Origin of the sequence: Nonomuraea monospora, assembly GCF_039531895.1 — a bacterium.
Taxonomy (GTDB): Bacteria; Actinomycetota; Actinomycetes; order Streptosporangiales; family Streptosporangiaceae; genus Nonomuraea; species Nonomuraea monospora.
This window is the reverse complement of the sequence record NZ_BAAAQX010000043.1, coordinates 13,128-30,269: the sequence shown is the minus strand read 5'-3', so window position 1 is coordinate 30,269 and position 17,142 is coordinate 13,128. Positions and strand designations below refer to the sequence as shown.

Sequence of the window (17,142 nt, the reverse complement as noted above, 5' to 3'; positions counted from 1 at the left end):
TCAGCGGGTGTAGTCGAGCGGGCCGTCGTTGAACAGCCTGAAGGGGCCGTTGGCGATGGCCCGCTTCAGCGCCTGCCGGTCTTCGTGGACGTAGTCCCCGCCGTCCACGCCGTACTCGGTGAAGTTGTTCTCACCGTAGGTCGCGCGGGCGTCCTGTTCGTAGCCGAGCTGCGTGCCGAAGCGGTACGCCGCCCGGTTGGCCGCCTGGTCCTCCTTGGCGCGCGCCTCGTAGTACTCCTGCGAGTCCATGCTGAGGGGGTTCGGGTCCCAGCGGCTCCTGGCGATCTCGACCTGCCGGACGAACTCGCCCGCCATGGCCTCGGAGGAGGACCAGCCGGCGCCGCCGATCCGGATGACGTTGAGGTTCCTGTCGTAGCCGGAGGCGTACTGGTTCCGCTCGTTCTGGTACAGGGTGGTGATGCCGTGCTCCTCGGCGTACGCGAGCGCCGCCCGCCCCTCAGGCGTCTCGTTCAGCACCCTCTCGGCGGCCTCGCGGGCGCTGGAGTTGTCGTCGAACGGGTTGAGCGTGAGCGTGTCGGCCACCACCAGGGCCGTCTGGAAGCCGGGCACGATCATGCCGCGGGCCAGCATGCGCTTGGCGAGGCGCAGGGCCTCGACCGCGTTCGAGCCGATGTTCCGCTCGATCTGGGCCAGGGTGGCCTGGAGCGCCTTGCGCGTCCCCATCGTCCGGATCCTGGTGAAGAGCGCGCCCAGCGCCGGGCCCAGCGCGAAGGCCCGGATGATCGACAGCAGCAGCGCGAGGAGGGCCAGCACGACGACGTACTTCCACACGGTGCGGAACACCACGACCGCGGTCGTCCCGGTGCCGACCAGGGCGTTGGCCAGCGCGCCGTCGCTCATCCGCTCCTCGGTGCCGCCCCAGGAGCTCTCGAAGACGGACACGTCGCCGCTGTAGTTGCCCGACGCCCGTACCTGGGAGACGGCCGAGGCCGACTCCGCCTGGCCGTCCTGCGTGGCGGAGGCGAGGTCCAGCCACGATCCGGCCCCGTCCATGCGCTGCGTCTCGTCGGCGCGCGGCCAGGGGGCGTCCGACGCGACGAGCCCGTGCACGGCCCGCAGGCCCGACGGCAGCTCCCAGCTCACAGCCCCTCCAGACGGGCTCGCAGCTCGCTCGCGGCCTCGATGCCGGTCTGCTCCGCGTGCGCGTAGTTCCGATCCGACGCCTCGGCCTTGGCGGCGTGGTCGCGCAGCGTCCGCGTCGTGGATCCGAAGGCGCCGCGCACCAGCTCGGTCAGCCCCGCGAACTCGACGTCGAACTGCGCCCCCGGCCGCTCGGGCGGCGCTCCCGCGCCTCCGGCGTACTCGGCCCTGCCGAGCGCGCCGCCCAGGGCCCGCTCCAGGTGGTCCGCCTGGTCCCTGAGCCGGCCCGCGGACACGACCCGGCTGCCGTGGACGACCTGGATGCCGTCACCGTTGCCGTTCATCGCCGCGTGCCCTGCCGCATCAGCCGGTCCAGCCGCGCGGTCAGCTCGTCGGCGGCCAGGAGGATCTCGTTCATGTTGCCGCGGGCGTCGGCCTCGATGCCCTTCAGCAGGGCGGTCAGCTCCGGCGTCTCCTGCCGCAGCGCCTCGGGGACGGCCTGCATGGCGCGCTCCTGCGCGACGGCGCGGGCCCGCCCGAACGCCTCCCTGATCGCGGCGGCCAGCTCTTCGGACGGCAGCCGCATCGCCCTGGGGTCGATCACCAGCCCCACCAGGTCGCTGGTGCCGTCGACCTCCACCTTGACCAGGCCGTTGGCCGCCGCCGCGACCTCCCGCAGCTCGGCGAACCTGTCCAGGAAGTCGGCCTCGTCCGAGGTCGCCATGGGCCCCTCACTTTCGGTCATGCTCGATGGCAAATTTCGGCCAAAGAGATCCAAGCAGAAGGGCGTGGCGTCCCACGTGGTTGATCTTGAAAGTTCGCCCGCGGTTCACCGGCGGTTCCACCGGCGACCGGGGCCAGAAAACACGAAAACCGCCCCTACCTGCGGCGTATCCGCAGGTCAGAGGCGGTCTGTGGTGGAGGTGGCGGGAATCGAACCCGCGTCCTTCAACCCCAAGTCAGGGCTTCTCCGGGCGCAGCCTGCTGTGCTTTTCTCAGCCCCGGCGATCACGCAGGCGAGTCGCCGACGGGCTCAGCCACTGTTTGGTTTCCCGATCGCCCCCGTGGCCGGGTTGATCGGTTGAGCCTTCTGATGATGCCAGACACCGGGCCGAAGGCACTCCCGGGCTGACAGTGGTTTCGCTACTTAGGCAGCGAGCGCCAGGGAGTCCCTGGCAGCCACAGTGCTCTTGGAATTGGCACTTGTTGGTTACGGTCACAGGATTAACGAGGTTATGTCCGCAGTCCTCGGCCCGCTTCACCTGGCTTGCAAGGTCAAAGTCGAAGCCAGTCACCCCCTGTGCAGTTATCAACACGCCCCCGCCTGGACGGGGTCGCGCATTGATGAATGTACATGGGACAACACCCTCAACGCCAACTTAATTCCGGGTGTACCCGGGGACGCCGAAACCCCCGGGAGCGCGGCGCTGAGGCACGCGCTCCCGGGGGCCGACCGGCAGGGTCGAGCCGGTCCGGACGGCAGGACTTCCCCCGAGATGAAGTCCTGTCTCATCACGGCGCCTGGGACCGCAACCCCCCGAGCGGGCCCAGACATTCAGTAAGACGCAACCCGCGGCCCGAATGGTTGCTCCGCGTCGCGACTATTTCACGGAGAGTTGCGCAGCCCTGCGAAGAAGCTGCCCGCGACGGCCGCCGCGTCGTAGTTCTTGGTCAGCACAGCGACGGCCACATCGCCCTGCCAGCCGACGAACCAGCCCTGCTGGCTGCCCGCCGACGCCCGCACACCGTAGACGCGGCCCTTGCCCGCCTGGGCGGGCGTGCCGGCCGCGCCGGCCCGCATCATGGTCATCAGCGCCGCGCGCACCTTCGGGTCCATCGCCACCGGAGCCGGCTGGACGGCCGGCGTCGTCTCCGCGGCCGGGTCGGGCGACTTCGGCGAGGTGACCAGCACCGGCGGCCGCCACGTGCCCGAGCCCACCGCCGCGGCCACCAGGGCCATGCTGAGCGGGCTCATCTCGACGTTCTGGCCCGCGATCGCCTTGGCCTTGTCGGCGTCGCTGGACAGCTCGGGCAGCGTCCCGCTGAACGACTTCAGCGGCAGCCGCCACGGCAGCCCCACCCCGAACGCCTTGGCGCTCCTGTCCAGCTCGTCGGCCGTGACGCGGCGGGCCAGCGAGGCCAGCGCCGTCACGCAGCCCTTGGCGAAGTTCTCCTGGAGGGTGGCCGACGTCGTGACGCCCGTGGACTGCCCCGCGTAGACGAACTTGGCCCCGCCCACCGTGCGCTCCTGCGGGCAGGCCAGCTTCTGCTTGGGGCTCACGCCCTTCTTCAGCAGCGCGTCGGCGGCCACGATCGAGAACGCCGTGCCGGCGGGGAACTTGCCGGCCAGCGCGTCGCGCTCCTGGTGCAGGCCCTTGGCGCTGACCGCGAGGATCTCGCCGGTGTCGCGCTGCACCGCCACCAGCGCGCTCGTCTCGGTGTCGGCCACCGCCTGCTCGGCCGCGGTCTGCGTGACCCGGTCGATGGTGGTCTTGACCGAAGCGTTCTGCCGGCCCGACCACTGCTTGAGCTCCGCGACCTGCTGGCCGGTCTTGAGGTCGAGGGTGATCACCGTGGTCTCGGTGGAGCCGGTCAGATAGTTCTGGTAGGCCTGCTGCAGGCCGTTCCTGCCCACCGAGTCGCCCGCCCGCTGCGGGCCGCCGAGCTTCTGCTCCGTCTCCGGCGTGAGCGCGCTGACGCTGCCCACGATCTGGCGCGGCGCGTCGGGCTCGACCGGCTGCTTCTGCGGGTTGACCTCCAGCCCGTCGATGGCCTCCAGCTTCGCCTGCATCGACAGGTACCGCGAGCGCCCGAACGTCACGAGCTGCACGAAGTCGTCGGGCGGCGAGGACCTGACCCGGCTCAGCAGCCGGTCCTGGGCGTAGCCGGTGACCTCGGAGAGCTGGGCCACGACGCTTTCGGCCTGGCCGCCGAGCTGGTTGGGGTAGACGCCCGCGACGTAGAGCACGGTGTCGCTCTGGAGCGGGTCGTCGTCCCTGTCGACCACCGGCTGGCGCGGGCGCGGCTCGGTCGCGACCGCGAACCGCTGACCCTCCTTGAGCTGCGGATGCAGCACCGAGGGCGACCAGCGCACCTTCCAGACGCCGTCGACCAGGTGCAGCGGCAGCACGCCTTCGTACTGCCACAGGGGGTTGTTCTCCCCCAGGTCGACCTCGGCGTGGAAGTCGGCCTTGGACTCCTCGCCGGTCACGCTGATGCTGGAGATCTTGAAGCGGAACGAGGCCGCGTCGAGCTCCAGCTTGGCGTCGGCCAGCGCCTGGCGCACCGTCGCCACGTCGCCGTCGGTGCGGCCTGCGGCCAGGTCGTAGTCCTCCGTCTGCCAGCCCACGAGGAAGTCGCGCACCGCGTCGTGCGGTGACGGCTCCTCGAAGCAGCCGGTCAGCGTGGTGCTCGCGACCGCCAGGGTGACGGTCGCGGCCAAGGTGCGGCGGGCGCGTCTCATCGGTTGCGGTGTCACACTCTCATCGGTTGCGGTGCCGCAGCGCCCGGGCCATCTCCCGCTTGGCCTGCTGCTCCGCCAGTGCCTGCCGCTTGTCCCAGTCTTTCTTGCCCCGGGCCACGGCGATCTCGACCTTGGCCCTGCCGTCCTTGAAGTAGAGCGTCAGCGGCACGATCGTCAGCCCGCCCTCCTTCGTCGCGGCGGCGAGCTTGTCGATCTCCTTGCGGTGCAGCAGCAGCTTGCGCTTGCGGCGCGCCGTGTGGTTGGTCCACGTGCCCTGCGAGTATTCGGGAATGTGCACGTTGAGCAGCCACGCTTCGTTGCCGTCGATGCTGGCGTAGCCGTCGACGAGCGAGGCGCGGCCCTCGCGCAGCGACTTCACCTCGGTGCCCTGCAGCACCAGACCCGCCTCGAACGTGTCCTCGACGTGGTAGTCGTGCCGAGCGCGCTTGTTCTGGGCGATGACCTTCCGCCCGGTCTCACGTGGCATGCTTCGACTTTACCGGCGACCGGGGCGGTCACGACCCAAGCGCACCCCTACACCCTGAGGTAGCGGCGCAGCGTCACGAACGAGGCCAGGATACAGATCACGACACCGATGATCATAGTGAGCGTGATCGTCTGCGCCAGGTCGTTCCAGCCGAGCCCGGTGCCGAAGAAGGTGACGACCTCGTCGAACAGGAACACCTTCGCCATGATCAGGATGACCGCGGCGAACACCCCGCCGACCAGGCCGGCGATGACGCCTTCCATGACGAACGGAAGCTGGATGTAGAGGTTGGAGGCGCCGACCAGCCGCATGATGCCCGTCTCCCTGCGCCGGTTGAACGCCGACAGCCGCACCGTGTTGCCGATCAGCAGGGCCGCCGCCAGCACCAGCACGATGGCCACCGAGAGGGCGGCGATCGCCAGCGTGTTGAGCAGGTTGAAGAACGGGGAGATCAGTTGCTTCTGGTCCATCACCTGCGCCACGCCGGGCTGGCCCTTCATGGCGTCGATGACGGGCTGGTAGTTGTCGGGGTCCTGGAGGCTGATCCTGAACGACTGGGGCAGATCCTCGACCTTGGTCGCGTCGACGAGGGCCTTGTTGGACGAGAACGACTGCTTGAAGTTCTCGTACGCGGCTGTCTCGTCCTCGAAGAGCACACCCTTCACCCCGGGGGTGTTCTTGATGTGCTCCTGGAGCGCCTTGGTCTGCGCGGGCGTGATCGCCTTGCCGTTGCAGGCCGGCATGGCCGTCCCCTTCTTACAGAGGAAGACCGAGACTTCGACCTTGTCGGCCCAGTAGCCGTTCATCAGCCCGACCTGGCTGTTGATCATCAGGCCGACGCCCAGGAGTGCCATGCTGACCGCCACGGTGATGACGACGGCGATCGTCATGGTCAGGTTGCGACGGAGGCCGATCCAGACCTCGGAGAAGATGAAATTCGCCCGCATGTCTTGTCTGCAGCTCCCTGTCAGTACGCCTGGCCGTACACGCCACGCGACTGGTCACGGACGATCTTGCCGTCCTCCAGCTCCACGACACGCTTACGCATGGAGTCGACGATGGCCGCGTCGTGCGTGGCCATGACGACCGTGGTGCCAGTCCTGTTGATGCGGTCGAGCACCTTCATGATGCCGATGCTCGTCGCGGGGTCGATGTTGCCCGTGGGCTCGTCGGCCAGCAGGATCATCGGCCTGTTGACGAACGCGCGGGCCATGGCGACGCGCTGCTGCTCGCCGCCGGACAGCTCGTCGGGCATGCGGTGGGCCTTGCCCTCCAGGCCGACCAGCTCGACGACCTCGGGCACCACCTTGCGGATGAACCGCCGTGGCTTGCCGATGACCTCGAGGGCGAACGCCACGTTCTCGTAGACGTTCTTGTTGGGGAGCAGCCTGAAGTCCTGGAAGACGCAGCCGATGCGGCGGCGCAGGTGCGGCACCTTGAAGTTGGAGAGGCGGGCCAGGTCCTTGCCGGCGACGTGGATCGCGCCGGAGTTGGGCCGCTCCTCCTTGAGGATCAGACGCAGGAACGTCGACTTGCCTGATCCCGAGGGACCGACGAGGAACACGAACTCGCCCTTGTCCACGTCAACGGATACGTGGTCGAGGGCGGGCCGGTTCTGGTTCGCGTAGACCTTGGTGACATTATCGAAATGGATCACGAGAGCATCACGGCATGCCAGTCTAGGGGTCAGGACGGAAGCGAGGGTGGCACATGCCCACTTCCCGCCACCGGCCGATCGGGGGCGTTGACTTTACTGATGATCGACGTTCCGATTGGCCAGACGACAGTCTAGGGGGAAGACTGGCATGGAACGTCCATAACGGAAACAAAACGATTGTGCGGCTAGACTTGGGGCTGTCATGAGTTGTGAACACCTCGTATGCGCGCAGTGCGCTCACCCCGTGGTCGAGGGGCGCTGCCCCGTCTGCCGCGCCAACCGGGAGCGGATGCACAACCACGGCTTCGCCGGGCTGTCACCCGCCCTCATCGCCCTGCTCCTCGTCGTCCTGCTGCTGCTGAGCCTCGCGGCCCAGCACCTGCTCGGCGCCTGACCCACTTCCGCCCGCCGGGCCTTCCACGCCCGCCCGGCCCTTGACGCCCGCGGGCCTTCCCACGCCCGCCCGGCCTTCCAGCCCTGCGCGGCTCCGCACTTCAGCCCACACTCGCCACCCTGCACGGTTGCCCGCGCCTGCGCAGTTTCGTGCTTCGGGCCGCGCGCTTCCAAGCGGTGGCCCGTGTCTCCATGCCTCAACCCGCGCCTCCATGGGGCGGCGTCGAACAGCGGGCCGTCGCACAACCGGCCCATCCCGCCGCGCATGGGCCCAGCCGTCCGACCTTTGCCCGGCCGGATCGCCCTATTCGGCGCCCGACTCCTGGCGTCGCATCCACCGGATCTCCGACTCGATGAACTCGTCGAGATCGCCGTCGAGCACCGCCGTCGGGTTGCCCGCCTCCGTGCCCGTGCGCAGGTCCTTCACGATCTGGTACGGGTGCAGCACGTAGTTGCGGATCTGCGTGCCCCACGAGGTGGTGGTGGCGCCACGCAGCTCCGACATCTTCTCGGCCTCCTCCTGCCGCTTGCGCTCCAGCAGCTTGGCCTGAAGGACGTTCATGGCCGTCGCGCGGTTCTGCAGCTGGGAGCGCTCGTTCTGGCAGGAGACCACGATGCCGCTCGGCAGGTGCGTGATGCGCACGGCCGAGTCGGTGGTGTTGACGCCCTGGCCGCCGGGGCCGCTGGAGCGGTAGACGTCGACGCGGATCTCGTCCTCGTTGATGTCGATGTGGTCGGTCTGCTCGACGACCGGCACGATGTCGACGCCCGCGAACGAGGTCTGCCGCCGCCCCTGGTTGTCGAACGGGCTGATGCGGACCAGCCGGTGGGTGCCGTGCTCGCCGCGCAGCGTGCCGTACGCGTAGGGCGCCTTGATCGTGAAGGTGGCCGACTTGATGCCGGCCTCCTCCGCGTAGGAGGTGTCGTAGACCTCGGTGGAGTAGCCCTTGCGCTCGGCGTAGCGCAGGTACATGCGCAGCAGCATCTCCGCCCAGTCGGCCGCGTCGACGCCGCCCGCCTGGGAGTTGATCGTGACGAGCGCCTCTCGGGCGTCGTACTCGCCCGAGAGCAGCGTGCGGACCTCCAGAGCTCCGATGTCGGACTTCAGTCCTTCGAGCTCCTTGTCGGCCTCGGCGCGCGTGTCGTCGTCGGCTTCCTCGGCCGCCAGCTCGTACAGGACCGTGAGGTCTTCCAGGCGCCGCGCGACGCCCTCCACACGGTTGAGCTCGCCCTGGAGGTGGGAGAGCTTGCTGGTGACCTTCTGGGCCTGCTCAGGGTCGTCCCAGAGGTCGGGCGCGGCAACCTGCTGCTCCAGCTCCGCGATCTGCTTGCGCATCGCGTCGAGGTCGAGCACGTCCTGGATGCTGCGGAGCGTGCCCCGGAGCTCGTTGATCTCTTCTGCCGGATCGATGCCTGCCACGTCTCCCAAGGGTACGCGACCCTCGCGGGCCCGAATAACATGGCGAGGTGCGTGCATACGGTCGGCGTAGGATGCTGGCGCTCGCCGCCGGCCTGCTCGCCGCGGTGACCGCCTGCTCGGGCGATGCCCGGCCGCCCGCCACCACGCCCGCGGCGGCCGTCTCCACCAGCGCGTCGCCGCCCGCCGACGAGCCCGAGGTGACGCTGGAGGAGGCGGCGGAGGAGTTCACCGCCTTCACGCTCACCGACAACGCGCTGCGCGGCGAGAGCCCCTACGAGGGGCGGCTCAGGGAGGTCCAGGACATCACGACCGGCGGGCAGTGGCCGCTCACCCAGGCCGCCTACCTGTCCACCGGCTCCGCGCCGCCGCGCCGCAGGTGGGGCTCGCCCACGCTGTACGTGCCCAGGTTCCGCCAGGGCGAGGCCACGCCGTGGTTCAGCGTGCTGGCGCCGCGCGACGGCCGTCCCACACTGCTGATCTTCGCCAAGTCCGATCGCTGGCGGATCAGCTCGGCGGCCGAGCTGGTGCCGGGCCAGGAGCTCCCCAAGATCAAGCTGGACGCCGACGGCTACGCCTCGGTGGTGGCCGCCGACGACAAGACGGTGACGATCAGCCCGCAGTTCATCGGCCCCGTGCACGCCAGCGTGGCCGAGACGGGCACGGCCGGGGTCACGGCGGGCCTGCTCGCGACCGGCCCCCTCACCTCGGACGTGGCCGAGCAGATCGCGGACAACCGGGAGAAGGCCAAGAACGAGGGCTTCAGCTACGACTCGATCTTCAGCGCCGACAACTTCCCCGTCTACGCCCTGCGCACCGACGACGGCGGCGCGCTGGTGCAGTACTCACTGTCCCGCACCACCTCCACGACGACGAAGACGGCCGAGGACGACTACATCCCGGTGCCCGACCAGGCCCGGTGGGCGATCAGCTCGTCGGTGCTGCGGCGCTCGCTCAAGCTGATCGAGACGCACCAGTACGCCGCCGCCGTCCCTCCCCTCACCACCCCGTCGGCGGCCCCCGTGATCGCCCACGACGGCGCGCTGACCCGGGCCTCGGGCGAGTAACCTTTGACCCTCCGACATTAGTCAACTACGGTTGCTTACATGCCGGACGTTCCCGCTCCCCAGGACCCCGCCGACGCGCTCGCGGCCGTGCTGGCCCTGCGACGCCTGGCCGACCAGCTCGAAGACGCCGCCGTCGAGCAGGCCATGCGGGCCGGATGGGGCTGGCCGCAGGTCGCCGAGGCGCTCGGCATCACCCGCCAGGCCGTCCACAAGAAGCACGCCAAGCGGCTCATCGCGGCCGGGGTCACGCTGAGGAGGCGCACGTGAGCGCGATCGACCACTACATCGACGAGATCCTGAGGCACGGCCTGGAGGAGGCGCGCGAGGACGGGTCGGCGGCGATCGAGGCCCACCACGTCCTGCTGGGGATCGCCGCGGGACAGGACACGGTGGCCCGCGCCGTCCTGGTGGCGGCCGGGCTCGATCGCGCCGCTCTCCGGGCGGCGCTGGACCGGGAGTTCGAGCACAGCCTGAGCACGGTCGGGGTCTCCGCCGCCGCCTTCGAGCTGCCCCGGCCCAGCCCTGATCCCGACCGCAAGGTGGGCATGGGGGCTTCGGCGCGGCTCGCCCTCGAACGCGGCTTCGCCCACGCCGCCCGCAAGCGTGATCTGCGGCCCGTTCACCTGCTACTCGGGCTCCTGGAGGCCGAGGTGGGCACCGTCCCCCGCGCCCTGGGCCTGGCGGGCGTGGACCGTGCGGACCTGACGCGCCGGGCGCGGGAGGCGGCGGCGGACGAGGGCTGGTGAGCACCCCACCACGCACGCACCCCGCCCCACCACGCATCCCGCCCCGCCGCCCGTGACGGACCCAGGCCCAGCAGGCCGATCGAGCGTGAGCAGCCCGATGCCTCACGACGGCCACAGCACGCGAGCCGACCGCACGCGGGCCGGGCGCACAAAGGGGCGCGCGCCCGGGCGGGCCGGGCGCGCGTAAGGAATCAGGCCTCCGTGTGTGGCAGGTTGCTGGCCGCGACCAGCGTCCGGATGGCCCGCAACGCCACCGACAACGTGGCCAGATCGAAGTTGTCACTCTCCCAGATCTCGGAAAGCGTCTGCCGAGCCCGCGAAACGGCCGCAGAGTTCGCCTCGGACCACCGCGCCAGCCGCTCCTCCGGCGGCAGCCCCGGCTTGCTGTGGGCCAGCACGTCCCGGGTGAGCGACGCGTGCGCCGCGTACAGGTCGTCGCGCAGCGCGGACCGGGCGATGGAGTTCCACCGGTTGTCGCGGGGCAGCGCGATGACGCGTTCCCGCAGCCGGGCGAGCTGGAGCCGGTCGGCGAGGTCGAAGTAGACCTCGGCGACCTCGTTGACGGGCCGCCCCGTCAGTGACGAGATCTCGACCAGGTCGAGCGTCGAGTAGGCGGGCACCATCCCGGCCACCCGCTCGGCCAGCTCCAGCGGCACCCCGCGGGCCACGAACGAGTCGCGCCGCTCCTCGTAGGCCGCGAGGTCGGGCCCGGTCAGCAGCTTGGGGATGTGCCCGAGCAGCCCGTTGACGCCCTTGACGAAGAAGCTGACGGACCCGGCCAGGTCGAGCGGCGGCCGGCGGTTGACCAGCAGCCACCGGGCGCCGCGCTCGACCAGCTTGCGGGCCTCCAGCAGCATGGCGATCTGGGTGCTGGTGTCGACCTTGTTGTCCAGCTCCTCGACGGCCCGGTAGTAGGCGGGCAGCTCGAAGACCTCCCGCGCCACCAGGTACGCCCTGACGATGTCGGGCGTCGAGGCGCCGGTCTCCTCGCCGAAGCGGAACATGAAGGTGGTGCCGGCGGAGTTGACCAGCTCGTTCACCACGCAGGTGGTGATGATCTCGCGCCGCAGCGGGTGCTCGTCCATGTACGTCCGGAACCGCTCGCGCAGCGCCGACGGGAAGTAGGAGACCAGCCACGAGGCGAGGTACGGGTCGTCGGGCAGGTCGGAGCCGAGCAGCTCGGCGTCAGCGACCAGCTTGGTGTAGGCGAGCAGCACGGCGAACTCGGGCGAGGTGAGCCCGAGCCTGGCCTGGCGCCGCTCGGCCAGCGTCTTGTCCGAGGGCAGGAACTCCAGCTCCCGGTTGACGAGCCCGTCGCGCTCCAGCTTCCGCAGGTAGCGGGCGTGGATGTGGAGCATCTCGACGGCCTGGGTGCGGGCGGCGTCGAGGACCACGTTCTGCGCGTGGTTGTCGCGCAGCACGAGGTCGGCCACCTCGTCGGTCATCGAGGTGAAGACCTGGTTGCGCTGCTTGTCGGTCAGCTCGCCGTCGCGGACGACCTGGTCGAGCAGGATCTTGATGTTCACCTCGTGGTCGGAGGTGTCGACCCCGGCCGAGTTGTCGATGAAGTCGGTGTTGACCAGCCCGCCGTTGAGCGCGAACTCGATCCGGGCGAGCTGGGTGAAGCCCAGGTTGCCGCCCTCGCCGATGACCTTGCAGCGCAGGTCGGCGGCGTTCACCCGGAGCGCGTCGTTGGCCTTGTCGCCCACGTCGGTGTGGGATTCGCCGCTCGACTTGACGTAGGTGCCGATGCCGCCGTTCCAGAGCAGGTCGACCGGGGCCCGCAGGATGGCGCTGATGAGGTCGTTCGGCGCCATGGACGCGACGCCGGACGGGATGCCGAGCGCCTCGCGCATCTGGGGGGTGATCTGGATGGACTTGGCGGCGCGCGGGAAGACGCCGCCGCCGGCGGAGATCAGCTTGGCGTCGTAGTCCTCCCACGAGCTGCGCGGCAGCTCGAAGAGCCGCTGCCGCTCGGCGTAGGAGCGGGCCGCGTCGGGGGCGGGGTCCACGAAGATGTGCCGGTGGTCGAACGCGGCGATCAGCCGGATGTGCTGGGACAGCAGCATGCCGTTGCCGAACACGTCGCCGGACATGTCGCCGATGCCGGCCACGGTGAAGTCGGTGGTCTGGACGTCCACGCCGATGGTGCGGAAGTGGTACTTGACCGACTCCCAGGCGCCGCGGGCGGTGATGCCCATGGCCTTGTGGTCGTAGCCGATGGAGCCGCCGGAGGCGAAGGCGTCGCCGAGCCAGAAGCCGTACTCCTTGGCCACGCTGTTGGCGATGTCGGAGAAGGTGGCGGTGCCCTTGTCGGCGGCGACGACGAGGTAGGTGTCGTCGCCGTCGTGCCTGACGACGTCGGGCGGGGGCACGACCTTGCCGTCCACGAGGTTGTCGGTGACGTCGAGCAGGCCGGAGATGAACATCCGGTAGCAGGCGACGCCCTCGGCGAGCAGATCCTCCCGCGAGCCGGACTTCGGCGGACGCTTAACGACAAATCCGCCCTTAGACCCAGTCGGCACAATAACGGTATTTTTCACCATCTGTGCTTTGACCAGGCCGAGAATCTCCGTGCGGAAGTCCTCCATCCGGTCCGACCACCGCAACCCGCCGCGCGCCACTTTCCCGAAGCGCAGATGCACGCCCTCGACGCGAGGCGAGTACACGAATATCTCGAACTTCGGCCGCGGCAACGGCAGCACGCTGATGGCCTGCGGATCGACTTTGAGAGAAATGTACGGTTTGCGCTCTCCATCCACTGTCTGGAAGTAGTTGGTGCGCAATGTCGCTTGAATCATCTCCAGGTACGCCCGGAGAATGCGGTCCTCGTCCAGCGAGACCACCTCGTCCAGCGACCGCAGGATCTCCTCGTTGAGCGCCTCCACGAGGTCCACCCGCACGTCCTCGCCCCGCCGCGGGTCGAGCTTGGCCTCGAACAGCCGCACCAGCAGCCGCGCCACCCGCACGTTGTCGCGCAGCACCCGCTCCATGTAGGGCTGGGAGAACGTGCTGCCGGCCTGCCGCAGGTACTTGGCGTAGACCCGGAGAATCTCCACCTGCTCCCAGGTCAGCCCGGCCCGCAGGATCAGCGCGTTGAAGTCGTCGTCCTGCACCCGCCCCTTCCACAGGGCGGCCAGGCCGTCCTGGAAGAGCCGCTTGAAGTCGTTCCTGTCGACCTCTTCCGAGGGCGTGTAGCGCAGGCCGAAGTCGTAGATCCAGGCGTTCTTGGTGCCGGGGTCGTTGTCGCGGTCCACCTCGTACGGACGCTCGTCCACGACCTCCACGCCGAGCCGCTGGATCAGCGGCAGCGCCTGGGACAGCGAGATGGGCGAGCCGACCTTGTAGATCTTCAGCCGCCGCTCGCCCTCCGCCGCGTCGTACGGCTCGTAGAGGTTGATGCCGACCTGCTCGCCGTCGCCCGCCTCGACGAGCTGCTCCAGCCGCCGCAGGTCGACCACGGCCACCTTGGGCGGGAAGTCGGCCTTGTAGCCCTCGGGGAAGGCGGAGGCGTAGCGCCTGATGAGCGTGGGGGCCTCCTCCTCGGAGGTCATCTCGGTCAGCGCGGTGGCCAGGTCGTCCTCCCAGGAGCGGGTGAGGGCGGCCAGCCGCGCCTCCAGCTCCTCCACGTCCACGCTGGGCGGCGGCAGCGGCCTGCCCCGCTCGCCCCTGACGACGACGTGCAGCCGGGCCAGCACCGACTCGCCGATCATCGCGCTGTAGTCGAGCGACCGGCCGCCGAGCGCCTTGAGCAGGACCTCCTGCATCTTCAGCCGCACCTTGGTGGTGTAGCGGTCGCGCGGCAGGTAGATCAGGCAGGAGATGTAGCGGCCGTAGTCGTCGCGCCGCAGGAACAGCTTGACCTGCTTGCGCTCGCGCAGCCGCAGCACGCCCATGGCGATCGGCATGAGCTGCTCGACCGAGGTCTGGAACAGCTCGTCGCGCGGGAACGTCTCCAGGATCTCGATGAGGTCCTTGCCGTCGTGGCTGTCGGGCGCCAGCCCGGCCTCGTTCAGCACCCCGGCCAGCTTGCGCCGCAGCACGGGGATGCGGGAGATCGACTCGTTGTAGGCCACGTGGGTGAACAGGCCGAGGAAGCGCCGCTCGCCGATGACCTCGCCCTCCGGCGAGAACAGCTTGACCCCGATGTAGTCGAGGTAGGTGGCGCGGTGCACGGTGGCCCGGGAGTTGGCCTTGGTGATGATCATGAGCTGCTTCTCGCGTGCCTTGGCCCGCACCTCGGCGGGCAGCGCCGCGAAGCTCCCCGAGCCCACCTTGTCGTCGCGCAGGATGCCCAGCGCGGCCCCGGGCAGCGCGCGCAGCGTCTCGCCCTCGTCGGTGTCCTCCAGGCGGTACTCGCGGTAGCCGAGGAAGGTGAAGTGCCCGTCGGCGAGCCAGCGCAGCAGGTCGATGCTGTCCTCGACCTCGGCAGGCTCCAGCGGCGGCGGGTTCATGCTCAGGTCTTCCGCGGTCTGCACGGCCAACGCCCGCATCTTCCTGAAGTCCTCGACCGAGTGGCGCACGTCGGTCAGCACGCGTTGCAGGTCGGCCTCGATCGCCTTGAGCGCCTCGGGGTCGGACTGGCGGTCGATCTCGATGTGGATCCACGACTCCACCAGCATCTGGCCGGTGACGTCCTCCTGGCCGCGGCCGAGCATCCGGCCCGTCATGTCGCGGCGCACCCGCATCTGCGGGTGGACCACCAGGTGCACGCCGAGGTCGTGCCGGTCGAGCTCCATCGTGACCGAGTCGACCAGGAACGGCATGTCGTCGGTGACCACCTCGACCACCGAGTGGCCGGGGTCCCAGCCGTTCTCGTCCAGCGTCGGGGTGTAGGCCCTGACCACGGCCCTGCCCTGGGGGCGCACCTCGGCCAGCCGCCGCTGTGACATGGCGGGGCCGTAGACGTCAACGGGGTTGCGGTCGAGCAGGTCTTCCGGTGCGACATGCCGGTAGTAGAAGCGTAGGAAGGACAGGGCCTCCTCGGGGCTCACATGGTCACTGCCCACCGCGCAACTCTCGGCGGCTCGCTGGAGCAGCTCATCCTTGGCCTCGTCGAGCGGCATATCGCTCTCACTCCTTTGTGAGGGTTCGCCAACGTGTTCATAGCCAGGCCCTAAGTTCCCACAGCAGCGGGAAGTAGTGCAGGCGGGTCCTACCGCGCAGGTAGGGGGCGCCGGTCGAGCCGCCTGTGCCCGACTTGGTGCCGATCTGGCGTTCGACCATCTGGACATGACGCATCCGCCACAACGCGGCGGTCTCGTCGTGCGTCAGCAGGTCTTCGGCCAGTTGCCACAGGTCGTCGTAGGACCCGCGGTTTCTCGCCACGGCCAGCAGCGAGGTCATGATCTCTTCGTCGGAGATCGGCAGGCCACGCCGGGAGAGGGCTGTCAGATAAGCATCCCACAGCGTGGGCTCGGCCAGCCTGCGGCGCAGCCGGGCCAGCTCCTCCTCCGAGGCGTGCCGGAACGAGCCGAGATACCGCTCGTCCCGCAGCCCTGACAGGAACTCCAGCTCGCGGAACTGCACCGACTGGAACCCGCTGGCGGGCGCCAGCTTGGCGCGGAACTCCATGAAGTCCTGAGGCGTCATCGTCTCCAGGACCTCGACCTGCTCGATCAGCACCCGCTCGACCGCGTGCACCCGCTTGAACAGGTGCCTGGCCTTCCACAGCTCGCCCGCGAACATCGCCTCGCGCGCGTTCTCCAGCTCGTGGAGCAGCAGCTTGAACCACAGCTCGTAGACCTGGTGAATGGTGATGAAGAGCAGCTCGTCAGGGGCCTGCGACTGCGGCTGCTGCTGGGCGAGCAGCTCGGGCAGGCAGAGGTAGCCGCCGTACGACAGCCGACCGCCTTCCTCGCCGAACTGCCGGCGCGGGGGACCGGAAGCATCACCGTCGATGCCCACCGAACACCTCCCCCTGACCGCCCGGTCACGCGGGACCGGGCGCAACGCCTTGCCTTATCGATACCACCCGAAAAGGGCATAGACGTCAACGTGACATCGACATAGGGGGATCGTCGCCGGAGGTCGAGGAGCGGTCGTTCTTGAGCTCGTCGAGCTGGTCGGGCAGCTCGGCAAGCTCAATCAGCTCCGCCTGGCACTGCTCACACGTGTCGAGGTGGCGTTCGAAGGCCTCGTGCTCCTCTTCATCGAGGACGCCGAGGACGTAGGCGGCCACCCCGTCGTGCATCAGCCGGCTACCCCCTTGTCCCGCAGCAGTTCGCGGAGAGCCCGGATCCCGTAGTAGAGCCGGGACTTGACCGTGCCCGGTGGGATCCCCAGAATCTCCGCCGCTTCACTTATCGTACGGTCTCGGAGGTAGGTCTGCTCAATGACTTCGCGGTGTTCTTCGGACAGGGACCGCAGCGCGTCAGCGACGACCATCGCCGATAACGCTCGCTCCGATCCATCGGGCACCGACATCATGTCGACTTCGGGTGGCTCGACCTCCTGCGGCCGGACACTCTTCCGCCGACGACCATCAATGACTATGCGACGGGCCACTGTCAGCAGCCACGCCCATATGAGGCTCGGTTCCCATTGCAGTCTTGCCGAGTTCCGCCAGGCCCTGACGATCGTCTCCTGCACGACGTCTTCAGCCCACTGAAGGTCGTTACCTGTTGATTTGCGTACGTGGCGCAGCAGAGGGCCGCCGAACTCCTGGTAAAGCACCGCGATGCGATGCTCCGCCTCGGCATCCGCACTCTCGAACCTGCCGTCGAGGTGACCTAGCACGGGGCACATCTTTACACCTTCGTTATCCAAGCGGTAGCCACTCCGATAACTCCAGTCATTTCTAACTATTCCC

The 17,142-nt window shown here is 69.1% G+C and carries 16 protein-coding genes and 1 other RNA gene; 4 read left to right on the top strand and 13 right to left on the bottom strand.

What is annotated here, in order from left to right:
• The 8 genes from ABD331_RS50200 to ftsE all read right to left on the bottom strand — a co-directional run bounded on the left by ABD331_RS50200 (window position 1) and on the right by ftsE (window position 6,708).
• A complete protein-coding gene (locus ABD331_RS50200) occupies window positions 1–1,104 on the bottom strand; it encodes a hypothetical protein (protein ID WP_344492700.1) in 1,104 nt (367 codons plus the stop codon).
• Window positions 1,101–1,445: a hypothetical protein gene (locus tag ABD331_RS50195; RefSeq protein WP_344492697.1), complete on the bottom strand. Its 345-nt coding sequence runs from the start codon at window positions 1,443–1,445 to the stop codon at window positions 1,101–1,103. The genes ABD331_RS50200 and ABD331_RS50195 overlap by 4 nt, the downstream gene beginning before the upstream one ends.
• Window positions 1,442–1,825 carry a YbaB/EbfC family nucleoid-associated protein gene (locus tag ABD331_RS50190; protein WP_344492694.1) on the bottom strand — a complete coding sequence of 128 codons (384 nt, stop codon included), beginning with the start codon at window positions 1,823–1,825 and terminating at the stop codon, window positions 1,442–1,444. Before ABD331_RS50190 ends, ABD331_RS50195 begins: the two co-directional genes overlap by 4 nt.
• A 191-nt stretch (window positions 1,826–2,016) precedes the next feature.
• Window positions 2,017–2,400: a transfer-messenger RNA gene (ssrA, locus tag ABD331_RS50185) on the bottom strand.
• A 307-nt stretch (window positions 2,401–2,707) separates the two neighbouring features.
• Window positions 2,708–4,564: a penicillin-binding transpeptidase domain-containing protein gene (locus ABD331_RS50180; protein ID WP_344492691.1), complete on the bottom strand. Its 1,857-nt coding sequence runs from the start codon at window positions 4,562–4,564 to the stop codon at window positions 2,708–2,710.
• A gap of 19 nt (window positions 4,565–4,583) precedes the next feature.
• Entirely contained in the window at window positions 4,584–5,051 is a 468-nt protein-coding gene (gene smpB / locus ABD331_RS50175; RefSeq protein WP_148439387.1) for an SsrA-binding protein SmpB, read from the bottom strand.
• A gap of 47 nt (window positions 5,052–5,098) precedes the next feature.
• The gene (gene ftsX, locus ABD331_RS50170; protein ID WP_344492686.1) at window positions 5,099–5,998 is read right to left on the bottom strand and encodes a permease-like cell division protein FtsX; all 900 of its coding nucleotides are present in this window, start codon (window positions 5,996–5,998) and stop codon (window positions 5,099–5,101) included.
• A gap of 20 nt (window positions 5,999–6,018) precedes the next feature.
• The gene (ftsE, locus tag ABD331_RS50165) at window positions 6,019–6,708 is read right to left on the bottom strand and encodes a cell division ATP-binding protein FtsE (protein ID WP_043620538.1); all 690 of its coding nucleotides are present in this window, start codon (window positions 6,706–6,708) and stop codon (window positions 6,019–6,021) included.
• A gap of 202 nt (window positions 6,709–6,910) precedes the next feature.
• On the opposite strand from ftsE, the gene ABD331_RS50160 reads away from it, so the two are divergent.
• Complete coding sequence (locus ABD331_RS50160; RefSeq protein ID WP_148439389.1) at window positions 6,911–7,102, top strand: hypothetical protein; 192 nt, start codon at window positions 6,911–6,913, stop codon at window positions 7,100–7,102.
• A 303-nt stretch (window positions 7,103–7,405) separates the two neighbouring features.
• Here the strand turns inward: ABD331_RS50160 and prfB are convergent, their stop codons facing one another.
• The gene (prfB, locus tag ABD331_RS50155) at window positions 7,406–8,521 is read right to left on the bottom strand and encodes a peptide chain release factor 2 (protein WP_148439390.1); all 1,116 of its coding nucleotides are present in this window, start codon (window positions 8,519–8,521) and stop codon (window positions 7,406–7,408) included.
• Between the two features lie 47 nt (window positions 8,522–8,568).
• Between prfB and ABD331_RS50150 the strand changes: the two genes are divergently transcribed.
• The 3 genes from ABD331_RS50150 to ABD331_RS50140 are packed head-to-tail and all read left to right on the top strand — an operon-like array spanning window position 8,569 to window position 10,331.
• Window positions 8,569–9,585, top strand: a complete 1,017-nt coding sequence (locus ABD331_RS50150; protein WP_344492675.1) for a DUF8094 domain-containing protein — start codon at window positions 8,569–8,571, stop codon at window positions 9,583–9,585.
• A gap of 39 nt (window positions 9,586–9,624) precedes the next feature.
• On the top strand, window positions 9,625–9,852 hold the full coding sequence (locus tag ABD331_RS50145) for a hypothetical protein (protein WP_344492672.1): 228 nt from the start codon (window positions 9,625–9,627) through the stop codon (window positions 9,850–9,852).
• Window positions 9,849–10,331 carry a Clp protease N-terminal domain-containing protein gene (locus ABD331_RS50140; RefSeq protein WP_344492669.1) on the top strand — a complete coding sequence of 161 codons (483 nt, stop codon included), beginning with the start codon at window positions 9,849–9,851 and terminating at the stop codon, window positions 10,329–10,331. The genes ABD331_RS50145 and ABD331_RS50140 overlap by 4 nt, the downstream gene beginning before the upstream one ends.
• A 191-nt stretch (window positions 10,332–10,522) precedes the next feature.
• Here ABD331_RS50140 and ABD331_RS50135 read toward each other — a convergent pair whose 3' ends face one another.
• The 4 genes from ABD331_RS50135 to ABD331_RS50120 form a co-directional block, all read right to left on the bottom strand.
• Complete coding sequence (locus ABD331_RS50135; protein ID WP_344492667.1) at window positions 10,523–15,397, bottom strand: NAD-glutamate dehydrogenase; 4,875 nt, start codon at window positions 15,395–15,397, stop codon at window positions 10,523–10,525.
• Window positions 15,398–15,434: 37 nt separating this feature from the next.
• Window positions 15,435–16,238, bottom strand: coding sequence for a tryptophan 2,3-dioxygenase (locus tag ABD331_RS50130; protein ID WP_344492664.1), 804 nt, complete (start codon window positions 16,236–16,238; stop codon window positions 15,435–15,437).
• 85 nt (window positions 16,239–16,323) lie between these two features.
• On the bottom strand, window positions 16,324–16,524 hold the full coding sequence (locus ABD331_RS50125; protein WP_344492661.1) for a zf-HC2 domain-containing protein: 201 nt from the start codon (window positions 16,522–16,524) through the stop codon (window positions 16,324–16,326).
• Window positions 16,524–17,078, bottom strand: coding sequence for a sigma-70 family RNA polymerase sigma factor (locus tag ABD331_RS50120; RefSeq protein ID WP_206067967.1), 555 nt, complete (start codon window positions 17,076–17,078; stop codon window positions 16,524–16,526). Before ABD331_RS50120 ends, ABD331_RS50125 begins: the two co-directional genes overlap by 1 nt.
• Window positions 17,079–17,142: the final 64 nt, after the last annotated feature.

Coding starts and splice junctions, on each gene's coding strand:
- ABD331_RS50190 (WP_344492694.1), bottom strand. CDS start 1,825: ATGGCGACCTCGGACGAGGCCGACTTCCTGGACAGGTTCGCCGAGCTG.
- ftsX (WP_344492686.1), bottom strand. CDS start 5,998: ATGCGGGCGAATTTCATCTTCTCCGAGGTCTGGATCGGCCTCCGTCGC.
- ABD331_RS50120 (WP_206067967.1), bottom strand. CDS start 17,078: ATGTGCCCCGTGCTAGGTCACCTCGACGGCAGGTTCGAGAGTGCGGAT.
- ABD331_RS50135 (WP_344492667.1), bottom strand. CDS start 15,397: ATGCCGCTCGACGAGGCCAAGGATGAGCTGCTCCAGCGAGCCGCCGAG.
- ABD331_RS50145 (WP_344492672.1), top strand. CDS start 9,625: ATGCCGGACGTTCCCGCTCCCCAGGACCCCGCCGACGCGCTCGCGGCC.
- ABD331_RS50180 (WP_344492691.1), bottom strand. CDS start 4,564: ATGAGACGCGCCCGCCGCACCTTGGCCGCGACCGTCACCCTGGCGGTC.
- smpB (WP_148439387.1), bottom strand. CDS start 5,051: ATGCCACGTGAGACCGGGCGGAAGGTCATCGCCCAGAACAAGCGCGCT.
- ABD331_RS50195 (WP_344492697.1), bottom strand. CDS start 1,445: ATGAACGGCAACGGTGACGGCATCCAGGTCGTCCACGGCAGCCGGGTC.
- ABD331_RS50125 (WP_344492661.1), bottom strand. CDS start 16,524: ATGCACGACGGGGTGGCCGCCTACGTCCTCGGCGTCCTCGATGAAGAG.
- ABD331_RS50160 (WP_148439389.1), top strand. CDS start 6,911: ATGAGTTGTGAACACCTCGTATGCGCGCAGTGCGCTCACCCCGTGGTC.